The 16174-nt window shown below is 75.3% G+C and carries 10 protein-coding genes; 7 read left to right on the top strand and 3 right to left on the bottom strand.

Translation table 11 applies throughout. From position 1 onward, the window contains the following. Positions 1-83: 83 nt before the first annotated feature. Complete coding sequence (locus AB0883_RS04960; RefSeq protein WP_366639510.1) at positions 84-641, bottom strand: sugar O-acetyltransferase; 558 nt, start codon at positions 639-641, stop codon at positions 84-86. Positions 642-739: 98 nt separating this feature from the next. On the opposite strand from AB0883_RS04960, the gene AB0883_RS04955 reads away from it, so the two are divergent. Continuing rightward, positions 740-4108, top strand: coding sequence for a S8 family serine peptidase (locus AB0883_RS04955; RefSeq protein ID WP_366639509.1), 3369 nt, complete (start codon positions 740-742; stop codon positions 4106-4108). A 50-nt stretch (positions 4109-4158) separates the two neighbouring features. On the opposite strand, the gene dapD is transcribed toward AB0883_RS04955, so the two are convergent. After that, positions 4159-5115, bottom strand: a complete 957-nt coding sequence (gene dapD, locus AB0883_RS04950; RefSeq protein WP_366639508.1) for a 2,3,4,5-tetrahydropyridine-2,6-dicarboxylate N-succinyltransferase — start codon at positions 5113-5115, stop codon at positions 4159-4161. A gap of 118 nt (positions 5116-5233) precedes the next feature. Here dapD and dapE point away from each other — a divergent pair, with 118 nt between their 5' ends. Continuing rightward, complete coding sequence (dapE, locus tag AB0883_RS04945) at positions 5234-6307, top strand: succinyl-diaminopimelate desuccinylase (RefSeq protein WP_366639507.1); 1074 nt, start codon at positions 5234-5236, stop codon at positions 6305-6307. A gap of 86 nt (positions 6308-6393) precedes the next feature. Here dapE and AB0883_RS04940 read toward each other — a convergent pair whose 3' ends face one another. Next, complete coding sequence (locus AB0883_RS04940) at positions 6394-6555, bottom strand: hypothetical protein (protein WP_199729509.1); 162 nt, start codon at positions 6553-6555, stop codon at positions 6394-6396. A gap of 256 nt (positions 6556-6811) precedes the next feature. Here AB0883_RS04940 and AB0883_RS04935 point away from each other — a divergent pair, with 256 nt between their 5' ends. The 5 genes from AB0883_RS04935 (at position 6812) to AB0883_RS04915 (ending at position 16033) form a co-directional block, all read left to right on the top strand. Continuing rightward, complete coding sequence (locus AB0883_RS04935; protein WP_366639506.1) at positions 6812-7672, top strand: TIGR00730 family Rossman fold protein; 861 nt, start codon at positions 6812-6814, stop codon at positions 7670-7672. Position 7673: 1 nt separating this feature from the next. Next, positions 7674-8219 (top strand): TIGR00730 family Rossman fold protein, encoded by a 546-nt coding sequence (locus tag AB0883_RS04930; protein WP_366639505.1) that lies wholly within the window; start codon positions 7674-7676, stop codon positions 8217-8219. A 410-nt stretch (positions 8220-8629) separates the two neighbouring features. Next, positions 8630-12028, top strand: coding sequence for a PD-(D/E)XK nuclease family protein (locus AB0883_RS04925; protein WP_366640299.1), 3399 nt, complete (start codon positions 8630-8632; stop codon positions 12026-12028). 50 nt (positions 12029-12078) lie between these two features. Next, positions 12079-15624: a UvrD-helicase domain-containing protein gene (locus AB0883_RS04920; RefSeq protein ID WP_366639503.1), complete on the top strand. Its 3546-nt coding sequence runs from the start codon at positions 12079-12081 to the stop codon at positions 15622-15624. A gap of 205 nt (positions 15625-15829) precedes the next feature. Next, positions 15830-16033, top strand: a complete 204-nt coding sequence (locus AB0883_RS04915; protein WP_007464836.1) for a cold-shock protein — start codon at positions 15830-15832, stop codon at positions 16031-16033. Positions 16034-16174 lie beyond the last annotated feature (141 nt).

The following is a 16174-nucleotide window of genomic DNA, read 5'->3' as shown; positions in this document are numbered from 1 at the left end:
CGTCACCACCCACAGTGCCGGGTATCGGAGGCGACACGCCAGTGGCCGAAGGGTGTTTTCGCAGGTGGCGGGCTTGATCGTGGTCAGTCGAGCTGGCGTACGACGCGGGCGGGGTTACCCACGGCGACGACGTTCGCCGGCAGGTCCTTCGTCACCACGGCGCCTGCGCCGACGACCGTGTTCTCCCCGACGGTCACGCCGGCGAGCACGATGGCCCCACCGCCGAGCCAGACGTTGTCGCCGATGGTGATCGGCTTGGCCGCCTCCCACTTGTCGCGGCGGGGCCCGGGCTCGACGGGGTGGGTGGGGGTGAGCAGCTGCACGTTCGGTCCGATCTGGACGTCGGCGCCGATGGTGATGGGGGCGACGTCGAGGAAGACCGCGTTGAAGTTGACGAAGCTGCGCGGCCCGATCCGGACCTGCCAGCCGTAGTCGACGTAGAGCGGCGGTCGGACCCAGGCGCCCTCGCCCACCTCGCCGAGCAGGTCGCGCAGGGCCGCGAGCCGGGCCCCGGGGTCGGCGGCCGGGCCGGTGTTGAAGCGTTCCATCAGTCGCGCCGCCCGGTCCAGGTCGGCGGCGATCTCCGGATCGTCGGCGATGTAGGGCTCGCCGGCCAGCATGCGTTCCTTCATGGATGTCACCGGTCGATCATCTCCGAGGATCGGCCCTGTTCGTTGGCTGCTCCGTCATCTTTGTGTCTTCACTTTGCATACTCGGTATGCAAGTCTGATGACTGTCAATGCGTCTCTCCCTACAGGTAGTAACGCCCGACGAGGAGGATCCGTTGCAGCGAAGAAGAAAACTGGTCGGTCTCGGTCTGGTGCTCGGGATGGTGCTCGGCACCCCCGGCATGGCCGTCGCCCAGAAGCCCGCCGAACCGACCGCCCGTCCTGACGCGACCCCGTCGTCCCGGTCGGGGGGTGCTGGCAGCCGCCCGGTCACCGTCACCCTGCTCACCGGCGACCGGGTCACCGTCAGCGGCTCCCGGGCCAGCGTGCGGCCCGCAACCGGGCGCGAGGACGTCCGCTTCCTGACCCGACGGGAGCGGGGCCACGTCTCCGTCGTACCCGAGGACGCCGTGGCGCCCATCCGGGACGGGCGGATCGACCGGCGGCTGTTCGACGTCACCGAACTGGTCGCCGCCGGCTACGACGACGCCCGGCGCGACGACCTGCCCCTGCTGATCACCGGCGGCACCGGCGCGGCCCGGCGCTCCGCCGTGCCCGCCGGGGTGACGGTCACCCGCGAGCTGCCCGCCGTCGGCGGGCTCGCCGCCACGGCGAGCAAGCGGCGGGCCGCCGAGGTCTGGGCGGCGGTCACCGCCGCCGGCGCGAGGGTCGGCGCGGCAGGGGGCGCCGACCGGATCTGGCTGGACGGCCGGCGGCAGCTCACGCTCGACCGCAGCGTGCCGCAGATCGGCGCGCCGGAGGCGCACCGGGCCGGCTACACGGGCCGGGGCGTGCGGGTCGCCGTGCTGGACACCGGGATCGACGCCACGCACCCGGACCTGGCCGGCCGGGTGGCGCAGGTGCGCAACTTCACCGAGGAGTCGGCGCCGGGCGACATCGTCGGGCACGGCACCCACGTCGCCTCGATCGTCGCGGGCAGCGGCGCCGCCTCCGGCGGCCGGATGCGGGGCGTGGCCCCGGACGCGACACTTCTCGACGGCAAGGTCTGCGAGACCAACGGCTGCCCCGAGTCGGCGATCCTCGCCGGCATGCAGTGGGCCGCGGTCGAGCAGCGGGCCAACGTGGTCAACCTCAGCCTCGGTGGGTTCGACACCCCGGAGGTCGACCCGCTGGAGGAGGCCGTCAACACGCTCACCGCGCAGACGGGCGCCCTGTTCGTGATCAGCGCCGGCAACTCCGGCCGGTTCGCGCCGGTCAGTTCCCCCAGCACCGCCGACGCCGCCCTCTCGGTGGGCGCCGTCGACCGGGACGACAGCCTCGCCGACTTCTCCAGCCGTGGTCCCCGCACCGGTGACGACGCGCTCAAGCCCGACATCACCGCCCCGGGGGTGGGGATCGTGGCGGCGCGCAGCCGGGACGCGGTGATCGGCGACCCGGCCGGCGACGGATACGTCTCGCTCTCCGGCACCTCGATGGCGGCCCCGCACGTCACCGGCGCGGCGGCGCTGCTCGCCCAGAAGCACGGTGGAAAGGCCGACCGGCTCAAGGCCCTGCTGATGTCCTCGGCGAAGCCGCACGCCGAGCTGACCGCGTACGAGCAGGGGGCCGGGCGGGTCGACGTGGCCGACGCGATCCGGCAGACCGTCACCAGCGACCCGCCGAGCGTGTCGCTCGGGCGGGCACTCTGGCCGCACGGCGACGACACCCCGATCACCCGCACGGTGACCTGGCGCAACGACGGCGCGACCACGACCGACCTGGAGCTGGCCGTGGAGGCGACCGGCCCGGACGGCAGGCCCGCCCCGGCCGGCATGTTCACCCTCGGCGCGAGCCGGATCGCCGTGCCGGGCGGCGGCACGGCGAGTGCCACCGTCACCGCCGACACCCGGGTCGACGGCCCGGACGGTCACTACACCGGCCGGATCGTCGCCCGCTCCGGCGGCGCGGTGGTGGCCGTCACCCCGCTGGCGGTGCACCGGGAGGTGGAGAGCTACACGGTGACCGCCCGGCACCTGAACCGCGCCGGCGAGCTCGCCGGCGAGCACGGCACCACGCTGGTCGCGCTGGACGGGCTCGACCCGTACGACCTGTACGACCCGGACGGCACCGCCGAGCTGCGGGTCCCCAAGGGCCGGTACGGGCTGGTCAGCTTCGTGTACGACGTGGCCGGCGAGGAGGTCACCGCGCTCACCCAGATCGTCCAGCCGGAGCTGGTGGTCGCCGGGGACCTGCGGATCACCCTCGACGCCCGCCGGGGCAGGCCGGTCCGGATGAGCGTCCCGCAGCGCTCGGCGACCCCGGCGCTCGTCGTCACCGAGGCGATCTTCCTCGCCGAGACGGGCAGCTACACCTTCGGCATGCTGGGCTCCGACTTCGAGGGCCTGCACACCCTCGGGCTCGGACAACCCGCGTCCGGTGAGCGGTTCATCGCCACGGTCAGCAGCCAGTGGGCCGACCTGGAAGCGGCGAGCAGCCCCTACCTCTACGCCCTCAGCGAGGCCGTGCCGGGCCGGATGCCGACCGGCTTCGTCCGGCACTACCGCACGAAGGACCTGGCCACGGTCACCCATCGGTTCAACGGCGGCAGCCCGGGGCTGGTCACCGACCGCCTGGTCTTCGCGCAGCGCGAGCCCGACGTCGGCGGCTGGGCGGTCGGCCTGCGCACCGCGACGCCGGGGCAGCGGGTCGAGCGCTACAACACGCGGGGCGTGCGCTGGTACTCCGAGCTGGACTTCGGGGTGCCGACCGACGAGGGCTGGGCCGACCTCAAGGCGATCCTTTTCTCCGAGGCGCGCAGCCTGCGCGCCGGGCGGCACTACCGGGAGAGCTGGAACAGCGCGCCGTACGGGCCGTCGTTCCCGGCGGCGGGGATCACCCGCCAGGGCGACCGCATCGAGGTGAGCCTGCCGCTGCACAGCGACGCCGAGGGCCACCCCGGCGGCTCGGTCGCCGACACCGCCCGCACCGCCCTCTACCGCAACGGGGTGCTGGTCGGGGAGAGTGAGGAGCCGGCGTACGGCGGGTTCGACGTGCCCCCGGGGGCGGCCGACTACCGGCTGGAGGTGTCGTCGAAGCGGAGCTTCACCGACCTCTCCACCGAGGTGGCTGCCACGTGGACGTTCCGGTCCCGGCACGTCGCCGGGGACGACCCGGCCGCGCTGCCGGCGTCGGCGATCCGGTTCGCGCCCCGGCTCGACCGGGACAACGCGGCCCCGGCGGACCGGAGCTTCGCGATCCCGGTCCAGGTGCAGCGGCAGCCGGGTGCACCCTCGGCCCGGGTCGCCGCGCTGACCGTCGACGCCTCCTACGACGGCGGTAGGACCTGGCAGCGGGCCCGGGTCCGCGGCGGCGGAGACGGCTGGACGGCCATCGTCGAGCACCCCGCCGGCACCGGACACGTCTCGCTGCGGGCCACCGCCCGGGACACCGCCGGCAACACGGTCACCCAGCGCGTCATCCAGGCGTACCGCCTGCGCTGAGGCGTAACCCCGCCGGGTCCGCGGCCGACGCGGACCCGGCGGGGCGACCGTCAGTCGTTGGCGTGCAGCGCGGCGTTCAGCTCGATGCCCCGGCCGCTGCGCGGCTTCGCCTCCAGCGCGCCGGTGACGGAGTTGCGCCAGAACAGCAGGCCGTCCACCCCGGACAGCTCGCGGGCCTTGACCACCCGGCCGTCCGGCAGCGTGATCTTGGAGGCGGCGGTGACGTAGCAGCCGGCCTCCACCTGGCAGTCGTCGCCGAGCGAGATGCCCACGCCGGCGTTCGCGCCGATCAGGCTGCGCTCGCCGATGCGGACCCTGTCGGTGCCACCGCCGGAGAGGGTGCCCATGATCGAGGCACCGCCGCCGATGTCGGAGCCGTCGCCGACCACCACGCCCTGCACGATCCGCCCCTCGACCATCGAGGTGCCGAGCGTGCCGGCGTTGAAGTTGCAGAAGCCCTCGTGCATGACCGTGGTGCCGGCCGCCAGGTGCGCGCCGAGCCGCACCCGGTCGGCGTCGGCGATCCGCACGCCCGACGGCACCACGTAGTCGGTCATCCGGGGGAACTTGTCCACCCCGTACACGGCCAGGTGGCGGCCGGCGGCCCGCTCGATGACCCGCAGCTCGTCGACCCGCTCCGGGGGACACGGCCCGGCGGAGGTCCAGGCCACGTTCGCCAGCTTGCCGAAGATGCCGTCGAGGTTGAGCTCGTTGGGTCGCACCAGGCGGTGGGAGAGCAGGTGCAGCCGCAGGTACGCGTCGGCGGCATCCTTGATCGGGTCGTCCAGCGAGCCGATCACGGTGACCACCTGGACGGTACGCAGCCCGGGCAGCGCCCGGTCGCCGACCGCCCCCGGCGGCAGGTCCAGCACGTCCGCCTCGTCCTCGCCGGCGACCAGCGGCAGCTCGCCCAGGCCCAGCTTGCCCGTCGGATACCAGGTGTCGAGCACCTGGTCGTCAGCGGTAACGGTGGCCAGGCCGATGCCCCAGGCGGATTCGGACGTCACTGATTCACCTCTCGTTCGTGCTGCGGGCCGGCGAGCCCTCCGCGCCCCGCGTCCCGCGCGAGCCGCCCCGGAACGCTCGCTCCTCGCGCTCGCCGGATCTGACGGTACCGTGCGAACCATGGATAACCCGCTGACCCCCGAGGTCCTGGCCGATCCGGTGGCGCTGACCCGCGCGCTGGTCGACATGGAGTCCGTGTCTCTCAACGAGAAGGCGATCGCCGACTGCGTGGAGGAGGTGCTGAGGGGCGTACCGCACCTGACCACGTACCGGCACGGCAACACGGTGATGGCGCGGACGGACCTGGGCCGCGAGCAGCGGGTGGTGCTCGCCGGTCACCTGGACACGGTGCCGCTGAACAACAACTTCCCGTCGACCACCCGCGGCGACCTGATGTACGGCTGCGGCACCTCGGACATGAAGTCCGGGGTGGCGTTCGCGCTGAACCTGGCGGTGAGCCTGCCGGACCCGCGCTACGACGTGACGTACTTCTTCTACGAGGCGGAGGAGATCGAGTCGAAGTACAACGGCCTCTTCCTGGTCGCCGAAGCGTACCCGGAGTGGCTGGAGGCGGACTTCGCGCTGCTGCTGGAGCCGACGCACGGCATCGTCGAGGCCGGGTGCCAGGGCACCATGCGCGCGGTCGTCACCACCACCGGCGTACGCGCCCACTCGGCCCGCTCCTGGCACGGGGTGAACGCGATCCACGCGGCCGGCGAGGTGCTCGACCGGCTCACCAGGTACGAGGCGCGGCGGGTGACCATCGACGGCTGCGACTACCGGGAGGGGATGAACGCGGTCCGCATCCACGGCGGCGTGGCCGGCAACGTGGTGCCCGACCGGTGCGAGGTCGAGGTCAACTACCGGTTCGCGCCGGACCGGACCCCGGCCGAGGCCGAGGCGCACCTGCGCGAGGTCTTCGCCGGCTTCGAGGTGCGGGTCACGGACTCGGCGGCAGGCGCCCCGCCCGGGCTGGAGGCGGCGCCCGCCCAGGAGTTCCTCGCCGCGGTCGGTGCCGCGCCGATCGGCAAGCTGGGCTGGACGGACGTGGCCCGGTTCGCCGCGATGGGCGTCCCGGCCCTGAACTTCGGCCCCGGCGACCCCAACCTGGCCCACCACCCCGACGAGCACGTGGAGATCAGCAAGATCCGGGAGGGCGCCGTCACCCTGCGCCGCTGGCTCGCCTCCGCCTGACGGTCTGCGGGGCGGGGCGTCCCCCGCACGGACGGAGGGTCCGCGTCGGCCGACGCGGACCCTCCGTCACGGTGTCGTCGTGCGGGTCAGACGGTGGTCGACGCGTCGGCGGTGGGCCGGGCGTCGGTCTGGCCGCCCTGGTCGGTGGACGGCTCCATCAGGCGGGCGCGGCGGCGCTCGGCCACCACGTCGCGGATGCGGCGCTGCATCTGCCGCCGGATCCGGATCATCTCGCTGTTGCTGATCACGCTGACTCCTCCCCCGAAGGCGCGCGCCGGGGCATACCCGGTATGTGAATAGTAAGACGTCCGTGCGACCGAATTAGTTGCCCAAGATCCGGAAAAATATTTTCGATCGTGGCCCGGCCCGTCTCCGCCCGTCGCCCCGAGATCGCGCCGTCCGTCGCCCGAGTGCACGCCGTCCACGGGCTCGCCCGCCGACCGGCGGACGGCCCGGCTCACGGTGCGCGCACCTGGCGCGTGCGGCTCCACTACGGTTGCTCCCATGGGTCAGAGCAACGGGCGGGAGGCCGGCCGCGAGCCGGGACAGGAACGGCACCGGGGGGCCGTGACGCTGCGTCGACAGGCGATGACGGGCAGCACCGCCGACCAGCGCCTGCTCGATTCGCGGGGGCGTGAGGACTGGAAGACCAAGGACGCCTGGCGGGCGCTGCGCATCCTCTCCGAGTTCGTCGAGGGCTTCGACACCCTCGCCGACCTGCCCTCGGCGGTCAGCGTGTTCGGTTCCGCCCGCAGCCACCCGGAGAGCCCGGAGTGCCGGCTGGCCGAGGCGCTGGGCGCGGCCCTGGCCCGGGCCGGCTACGCGGTGATCACCGGCGGTGGGCCGGGCGTGATGGAGGCGGCCAACCGGGGCGCCAGCGAGGCCGGTGGGCTGTCGGTCGGCCTCGGCATCGAGCTCCCCTTCGAACAGGGGCTCAACGACTGGGTCGACCTGGCCATCGACTTCCGCTACTTCTTCGCCCGCAAGACGATGTTCGTGAAGTACGCCCAGGCGTTCGTCGTGCTGCCGGGCGGGTTCGGCACCATGGACGAGCTCTTCGAGGCGCTGACCCTGGTGCAGACCGGCAAGGTCACCCGGTTCCCCGTGGTGCTGATGGGCGCCGACTACTGGAGCGGTCTGCTCGACTGGCTGCGCGACACGATGGCCGCCGACGGCAAGATCGGCCCGGTCGACCTGGAGCTGATCTGCGTGACCGACGACGTCGACGCGGCGGTCCGGCACATCGTGGAGGCCGAGGCCGCCCTCAACGTCGAGCAGGAGGCGGTCCGCGAGGAGGCCGTCGCCGTCGCCGCCGCCGACCAGCAGGCCGCCGCCGAGGCGGGCGACGAGAACCGGAAGCGCTGACGTGGCGGCGATCTGCGTGTTCTGCGCCTCCTCCCGTACGCTCGACCAGCGCTGGCTGGACCTCGCGGCCGAGACGGGCGCGGAGATCGCCCGGCGCGGGCACACCCTCGTCAGCGGCGGCGGGTGCGTCGGCATGATGGGCGCGCTGGCGGACGGGGCCCGGGCCGCCGGCGGCCGGACGGTCGGGGTGATCCCGCAGTCGCTGGTCGACCTGGAGGTCGCCGACCTGGCGTCGGACGAGTTGCTCGTCACCGACTCGATGGCCGCCCGCAAGACCCTCATGATCGACAAGTCGGACGCCTTCCTCACCCTGCCGGGCGGGCTCGGCACCCTCGACGAGCTGTTCGAGGTCTGGACGACCGCCACCCTGGCCCTGCACGCCAAGCCGATGGTGCTGGTCGACACCGACGGCTTCTACCGCCCGGTGCTCGACTGGCTGGGCGCGCTGGCCGACCAGACCTTCCTCAAGCCCGCCGGCCTGGGCCTGCTCAAGGTCACCGACACGGTCCCCGCCGCCCTGGACACCCTGGACCTCCACCTCCTCTGACCCACCCCACCCCACCCCACCCCTCTCTCCGCGGCGATCATGAGGTTGGCCGTGCGGATCGCCCCTTTCGTCCCCGCGAACCTCATGATCGACGCCGGTTCCGAGGGCCCGGGTGGGGGCCGGCGGGGTGGCGGGGTGGGGGTGTCGTACCGGCGTGGTGGGATGGACGGATGCAGGCGTACCGGCTGGTGCGCCGGCCTGCCGAGGCGGTCCGGGGGGACCAACGGCCCGGCGGGTCGGCCCGGGGGGACGGTCGGTCCGGAGGGCCGGTCGAGGGTGAGCGGCGGTCCGGGGGGACGGCCGGGGGTGAGCGGCGGTCCGGGGGGACGGCCGACGAGGGCGCGCACCGTGGGGCGGCGCGGCTGACCGATCCGCGCCAGGTCGAGATCGTGGCGCACACCGACGGGCCGATGCTGGTGCTCGGCGGCCCCGGCACGGGCAAGACCACCACGCTGGTCGAGGCCGTCGCCGCGCGGGTGGCCGAGGGCGTCGACCCGGAGCGGATCCTGGTGCTCACCTTCGGCCGCCGGGACGCCACCGCGCTGCGCCAGCGGATCGAGGCCCGCGTCGCCGAGGACGGGCACCGCGTGCTGCGCGAGCCGCTGGTACGCACGCTCCCGGCGTACGCCTTCGGGTTGCTGCGCCGAGCCGCGGCCGAGCGGGGCGAGCCGTCCCCCCGGCTGCTCACCGGGCCGGAGCAGGATCTGATCATCCGTGAGCTGCTCGACGTGGTCGGCGAGGCGCCCGACGAGGACCCGGTCGGCTGGCCGGAGGACCTGCGCCCCGCGCTGCGCACCCGGGCCTTCGCGGCGCAGCTGCGCGACCTGCTGATGCGCGCCGCCGAGCGGGGCGTCGGCCCCGTCGAGCTGGCCCGGCTCGGCGAGAAGCTCGGCCGCGCCGACTGGCCCGCCGCCGCGCGCTTCCTGCGGGAGTACGTGGCCGTGCTCGCCCTGCGCGACGTCAGCAACCGCGGCTCCGTCGCGTACGACCCGGCCGAGCTGGTCCGGGCCGCCACCGGGATGCTGCTCGACGACCCCGAACTGCTCGCGGCCGAGCGCCGGCGGCTGGCGTACGTCTACGTCGACGAGCTGGCCGACACCGACCCGGCCCAGCAGGACCTGCTCGCGACGGTGGCCGGGGGCGGCAAGCCCCTGGTCGCGTTCGCCGACCCGGATTCCTCCACGTACGCGTTCCGGGGCGCGGACCCGGCGGGGGTGACCACGTTCCCGCACCGCTTCCGCACCGCCTCGGGGGCGCCCGCGGCACAGGTGGTGCTCACCACCTCCTACCGGGCCGGTCCCCGGCTGCTCGCCGCGTCCGGCCGGCTGGCACGACGGCTGCGCGGCCCGGCGGCGCACCGCCGGCTGCACCCGCTGCCCGACGCGCCGCCCGGCTCGGTCGAGGTACGCACCTTCCGCTCGGCCACCAGCGAGGCGGCCTGGCTGGCGCACGCGCTGCGCGAGGCGCACCTGCTCGGCGGCGTGCCCTGGTCGGAGATGGCCGTGCTGGTGCGCTCCACCGGGCGGCAACTGCCCTCGCTGCAACGCGCCCTGCACGCCGCCGGGGTGCCCACCGTCGTGCACGGCGAGGATCTGCCGCTGCACCTGCAACCGGCGGTCGCGCCGCTGCTGCTCCTGCTGCGCTGCGCCCTGGAGCCCGCGCGGCTCGACGAGGAGGCCGCCGTAGCCCTGCTGCACTCGCCGCTCGGCGGCGCCGATCCGCTGGCCGAGCGGCGGCTGCGGCAGGGGCTACGCGCCCTCGCGCTGGCCGGCGGCGACCGCCGCCCCTCGGGCGAGCTGATCGTGGAGGCGCTGCGCGACCCGGCCGAGCTGGCCGGGATCGAGCGGCACTGGGCGGAGCCGGCGCAGACGGTCGCCGGTCTGCTGGCCGTCGCCCGGGAGGCCGCCGCGCGGCCCGGCGCCACGGCGGAGGACGTGCTCTGGGCGGTCTGGCGGGCCAGCGGGCTCGCCGAACTGTGGTCCGCGGCCACCGCCCGGGGCCAGACGGTGACCGGCGAGGGCGACGTCGCGCGGCGCCGCCGCGCCGAGGCGGCCGACCGCGACCTCGACGCCGTGATGGTCCTCTTCGACGCGGCGGCCCGCTTCACCGACCGGCTGCCCGGCGCGCGTACGGAGGTCTTCCTCGACCACGTCCTCGGCCAGGACCTGCCGGCCGACACCCTCGCGCCGACCGCCGACCGGGGGGCGGCGGTGCGGCTGCTCACCGCCCACGCCGCGAAGGGGCTGGAGTGGGATCTCGTGGCGGTCGCCGGGGTGCAGGAGGGCGTCTGGCCCGACCTGCGGCTGCGCGGCAGCCTGCTCGGCTCGGAGCGCCTGGTCGACGTGCTGGCCGGTAGGACGGCCGGGGCCGGGGCCGTGGCCGCCCTGGTCGGGCAGACCTCGGCGCTGCTCGACGAGGAGCGCCGGCTGTTCCACGTCGCGGTCACCCGGGCCCGGCGGCGGCTGCTGGTCAGCGCGGTCGCCTCCGCCGCGGTGGGTGGCGACGACCACGAGGAGCAGCCGAGCCGCTTCCTCTACGAGCTGGGCCCGACCGACCCGCCCGCCCCGGGCGGCGGCCCTGCGTCCCCCGACGGCGGCCCTGCGTCCCCCGACGGCGGCCCTGCGTTCCCCGACGGCGGGTCGGACGCCGGCGGGCCGACCACGGGCGGGCAGGCCACGGGCGGGCCCGTCACGGGTGGCCCGGGTGCGGCGAGGCCGGATCGGGACGCGCCGCATCGGCCGGGGGACGACGGTCCCGTCGGAGCCGACGAGGAGACGGACCGGCCGGGGGCGTTGCCGGTGAGCCGGCCGCCCCGGGCGCTGACCCTGCCGGCGCTGGTGGCGGAGCTGCGTACCGCCGTCAGCGACCCGGCCGTGCCCCACGCCCGGCGGCAGGCGGCGGCCGCCGAGCTGGCCCGGCTCGCCGCCGCCGGGGTGGCCGGCGCGCACCCGGACGACTGGTGGGGGCTGCGGCAGCTCTCCGACGACCGCCCGCTGGTCGACGAGGGGGAGCCGGTCCGGGTCACCCCGTCGGCGATGGAGAGCGCGCTGCGGTGCAGCCTGCGCTGGCTGCTGGAGCGGCACGGCGGCAGCCCCCCGGCCAGCGCCGCCCAGGGCGTCGGCAACCTGGTGCACGCCGCCGCGATGCTCGCCGAGGACGCCAGCGCCGACCGGGGCGCCCTGCTGGACTACGTCGCCGCCCGGTTCGACGTCATCGAGCTGGCCGCCCGCTGGATGGTCGGTCCGGAGCGCAGCCGCGCCGAGGCGATGGTGGACAAGCTGCTCCGCTGGCTGGCCGCGAACCCGCGCCGGCTGCTCGCCATCGAGCACGAGTTCGCGGTCCGTCTCGACGACCCGAACCGGCCCGTCGAGCTGGTCGGCCGGGTGGACCGGCTGGAGGTCGACGAGGACGGCCGGCTGGTCGTCATCGACCTGAAGACCGGCAAGTCCACCGCCGTCACGGCCAACGACCTCGCCGAGCACCCGCAGCTCGGCGCCTACCAGGCGGCGGTGGAGGCGGGCGCCTTCGCCGACTTCGGCGAGGAGTCCGGCGGGGCGGCCCTGGTGCAGCTCGGCACGGGCGCGAAGGACGCGAAGGAGCAGAGCCAACCGCCGGCGGGGGAGGGCCCGGAGGCCGGCTGGGCGACCGCGCTGGTGCGGCGCACCGCGGATACGATGGCCGCCGCCACCTTCGCCGCGGTCGCCAACTCCAAGTGCCGGGTCTGCCCGGTGCGTACGAGCTGCCCGGTGTCGGGGCAGGGCCGCCAGGTGGTCGAGCCGCCGACCGCCCGCCGCCCGGAGCACCCGTGAGCGCGAGGAGTGAGCTTGCGAGCCCCGCAGTCGCGAACTGAGCTGGCACAGTGACGCAGCCCGCCCTGTTCAGCAGCGCGACCCCGGCGCCCCGGGTCGCCGACGCCGGCCCCCGGTACACACCGGTGGAGCTGGCGAAGCTGCTGCGGCTGCCCGCGCCGACCCGGGAACAGGCGGCGATCATCGCCGCCCCCGTCGAGCCGCTGCTGGTGGTCGCGGGCGCCGGGTCGGGCAAGACCGAGACGATGGCCGCCCGGGTGGTCTGGCTGGTCGCCAACTCGTACGTGCGGCCGGAGCAGGTGCTCGGGCTCACCTTCACCCGCAAGGCCGCCGGCGAGCTGGCGCACCGGGTGCGTACCCGGCTCGACCAGTTGGTGCGCCGGCTCGGGCGGCGGGGGCGCGACCCGCTCGACGACCCGTTGGCCGGGGAGCCGACCGTCTCCACCTACCACTCGTACGCCGGCCGGATCGTCACCGAGCACGGGCTGCGGGCCGGCTACGAGCCGTCCACCCGCCTGCTCACCGAGGCGTCCCGCTGGCAGCTCGTCGACCTGCTGGTGCGCAACTACGACGGCGACATGTCCGAGGTGGACCGGATGCCGAGCACGGTCACCGACGCGGTGCTGGCGCTCGCCGGGGAGCTGGACGAGCACCTGGTCGACCCGGACGCGCTGGCCGCGTGGACGGGCCGCTTCTTCGCCGAGGTGCAGGCGCGCCCCGGCCGGGTCTACGCCGACGTGCGGAAGGCGCTGCAACTCCAGCAGACCCGGCTGAAGCTGCTCCCGCTGGTGCGCGCGTACGCCCGGCGCAAGGAGGACTTCGAGGCGATGGACTTCGCCGACCAGCTCGCCCGGGCGGCCCGGGTGGCCCGGGACCACCCGGGGGTCGGCGAGATCGAGCGGGACCGCTACCGGGTGGTGCTGCTGGACGAGTACCAGGACACCAGCCACGCCCAGGTGGTGCTGCTCAACGCGCTCTTCGGCGGCGGGCACCCGGTGACGGCCGTCGGCGACCCGTGCCAGTCGATCTACGGCTGGCGCGGGGCGAGCGCCGGCACCCTGGACCGCTTCCCCACGGAGTTCGCCCGCGTCGGCGGCGCGCCGGCCGAGGTGCTCAGCCTCACCACGAGCTGGCGCAACCGGCCCGAGATCCTCGGCGTCGCCAACGCCCTGGCCACCCCGCTGCGCGCCGCCGGCGCCCGGGTGCCGGAGCTGCGGGCGGCGATGAGCGTCAAGGAGCCGGTCCCGCACCGCAGCGCCCGCGGCGCCGCCGGCGGCACCGTCCACTGCGCCCTGCTGCGGACGTACGCCGACGAGGCCGACTGGATCGCCGACAGCGTGCTGCACGCCTGGCGCGGCGCGGCGGGGATGCCCGGCGTGCTGCCGGAGCACATCCCGGTGCCGTCGCGGCCCACGACCGCCGTGCTCGTACGGCTGCGCAGCCAGATCCCGGCGATCGAGTCGGCGCTGCGCGAGCGCGGCCTGCCGGTCGAGGTGGTGGGCCTGGGCGGCCTGCTGGACACCCCCGAGGTGCGCGACGTGGTGTGCACGCTGCGGGTGCTGGCCGACCCGACGGACGGGGCCGCGCTGCTGCGGCTGCTGACCGGCGCGCGCTGGCGGATCGGGCCCCGTGACCTGGTGGCCCTGCACCGCCGGGCGAAGTCCATCGCCGCGGCCCGGCGCAGGCTCGCCGACGACGGCACCCCGGAGATCAGCCCGGACCTGCTGGACGAGGCGACCCTGGTCGAGGCGCTGGCCGACCTGGGCCCGGCCCAGGCGTACTCGGCGGAGGGCTACGCGCGGCTGCGGGCGTACGCCCGGGAACTGGGCCTGCTGCGCTACCGGCTGGACCAGTCCCTGCCGGAGCTGATCGCCGACATCGAGCGGACGATCGGCCTGGACGTGGAGGTGGCGGTGCGGGCCGGCCGGGACGGGGCCGGGGACGCCGGCCTGGCGCGGGGCCACCTGGACGCGCTCGGCGACGTCGCCGCCCGGTTCAGCGGGGAGACGCCGGGCGCCACCCTGTCGGGGTTCCTGGCCTACCTGACCGCCGCCGAGGACGAGGAGCGCGGCCTCACGCCCGGCGAGGTGGAGGTGGTCGAGGGCGCGGTGCAGATCCTCACCGCGCACGCCGCGAAGGGCCTGGAGTGGGACGTGGTCGCGGTGGCCGGGCTGAGCCGGGGCGTCTGGCCAGGGCCGGTGCGCAACTCCGACCACTGGCTCGGCGGGCTGGGCGTGCTGCCGTTCCCGCTGCGCGGCGACGCCGACGGGCTGCCCGAGCTGGGCCTGCCCGAGGCCGAGGACCAGCGGGGGGTGGCCCGGGCGTTGGAGGACTTCACCGACGCCTGGCGGGCGCACGACGAGCGGGAGGAGCGCCGGCTGGCCTACGTGGCGGTGACCCGGCCCCGGCGGCTGCTGCTCTGCTCCGGCTACTGGTGGGGGGAGGGCACCAAACGGCCGCGCGGCCCGTCGGTGCTGCTGCGGGAGGTGCACGACGCCTGCCTGGACGCCCGCGCCGGGCACCTGGTCGACGAGTGGGCGCCGGAGCCGCCGGGCGACGCGGTCAACCCGACCACCGAGGTGGTGCTGCGCGCCGAGTGGCCAGCCGACCCGCTGGGTGCCCGCCGGCCGGCGCTGGCCGAGGCGGCAGCCCTGGTCCGCCGCTTCCTCGCCGACGGCGACACGGCCGGCCGGGCCGGGCACCCGCCGGCCGACGGCGATAAGGCCGGGCGACCGCCGGCCGACGGTGACACGCCCGCCCGCCCGCCGGCCGCCGGCGACACGGCCGCCCGCCCGCCGGCCGCCGGCGATAAGGCCGGGCGACCGCCGGCCGTCGGCGACGACACCGACGGCGAGGGGCCGGACGGGCCGGCCGAGGACGCGGACGTGGCGCGGTGGCGGCGGGAGGCGGACCTGCTGCTCGCCGAGCGGGCCGAGCTGACAAGGCAGTCCGGCGCGGTGGAGGTGGCGCTGCCCGGCCAGCTGTCGGTGACCCAGTTGGTGGCGCTGCGCCGGGATCCAGCGGCGCTGGCCCGCGCGCTGCGCCGCCCGGTGCCCACCGAACCCAATCCGTACGCCCGCCGGGGCACCGCCTTCCACACCTGGCTGGAGCAGCGGTTCGGCGCCGACCGGCTGCTCGACCTGGACGAGCTGCCGGGTGCGGCCGACGCGGACGCGGCGCCGGACGAGGCGTTGGCCGAGCTCCAGGAGCGCTTCCTGGCCAGCGAGTGGGCCGAGCGGGTGCCGGTCGAGGTGGAGGTGCCGTTCACCACAGTGATCGCCGGAGTGGTGGTCCGGGGGCGGATGGACGCCGTCTTCGCCCGGCCGGGCGGGCGGTTCGACGTGGTCGACTGGAAGACCGGCCGGCAGCCCGCGGACGCCGCCGCCGAGGTGGCCGCCGTGCAGCTCGCGGTCTACCGGCTGGCCTGGGCGGAGCTGGCCGGCGTGCCGGTGGAGCGGGTCGGCGCGGCGTTCCACTACGTGCGGGACGGGGTCACGGTCCGCCCGGCGGACCTGCTCGACGCGGACGGGCTGACCGCGCTGATCGCCTCCGTACCGGAAATTCCGGCAGACGGTGGTGCCGGGCCGAATCCGTGATAGGTTGGTCGCGTTGCAGTTATGGTTCCCAGAGACTCTGTGTGCGCCTGGAGGATTGTGGCCCAGGCGCTCTTTGTTGTGTCCGGAGTTCTCCGGGCGGGGCGACCAGAAGCGACAAGCGAGCCAGGCAGTTCCGCGTGGCGCGCTCCTCTTCGAGCCCGCAACAAGTGCGGGTTCGACGTTCCGTCAAGGAGACGAAACAAAAATGGCTATTGGCACCGTCAAGTGGTTCAACGCTGACAAGGGCTTCGGCTTCATCACCCCGGACGGCGGCGGCGCCGACGTCTTCGCCCACTTCTCGGCGATCCAGTCCTCCGGCTACCGGAGCCTGGACGAGAACCAGCGGGTCGAGTTCGAGGTGACCCAGGGCCAGAAGGGCCCGCAGGCGGAGAACATCCGCCCGCTCTGATCTTCGGATCTCCCAGTAACACCCACCGCGCCCTCCGGGCGCGGTGACGGGACCGGCCCGCCGCACCGTCGACCTGCGTGAGCAGGCGGCGAACGGCGGCGGGCCGGCGCCCGTACCCCTTTCGGTTCGTGCTTGTGAGTC

It is taken from the genome of Micromonospora sp. NPDC047812 (genome assembly GCF_040704175.1).
Classification (GTDB): Bacteria; Actinomycetota; Actinomycetes; order Mycobacteriales; family Micromonosporaceae; genus Micromonospora.
The sequence above is the reverse complement of the archived record's forward strand: the minus strand, read 5'-3'. Positions and strand labels throughout refer to the sequence as shown.

Coding starts and splice junctions, on each gene's coding strand:
- AB0883_RS04955 (WP_366639509.1), top strand. CDS start 740: ATGCGTCTCTCCCTACAGGTAGTAACGCCCGACGAGGAGGATCCGTTG.
- dapE (WP_366639507.1), top strand. CDS start 5,234: ATGGATAACCCGCTGACCCCCGAGGTCCTGGCCGATCCGGTGGCGCTG.
- AB0883_RS04935 (WP_366639506.1), top strand. CDS start 6,812: ATGGGTCAGAGCAACGGGCGGGAGGCCGGCCGCGAGCCGGGACAGGAA.
- AB0883_RS04925 (WP_366640299.1), top strand. CDS start 8,630: ATGCTGGTGCTCGGCGGCCCCGGCACGGGCAAGACCACCACGCTGGTC.
- AB0883_RS04915 (WP_007464836.1), top strand. CDS start 15,830: ATGGCTATTGGCACCGTCAAGTGGTTCAACGCTGACAAGGGCTTCGGC.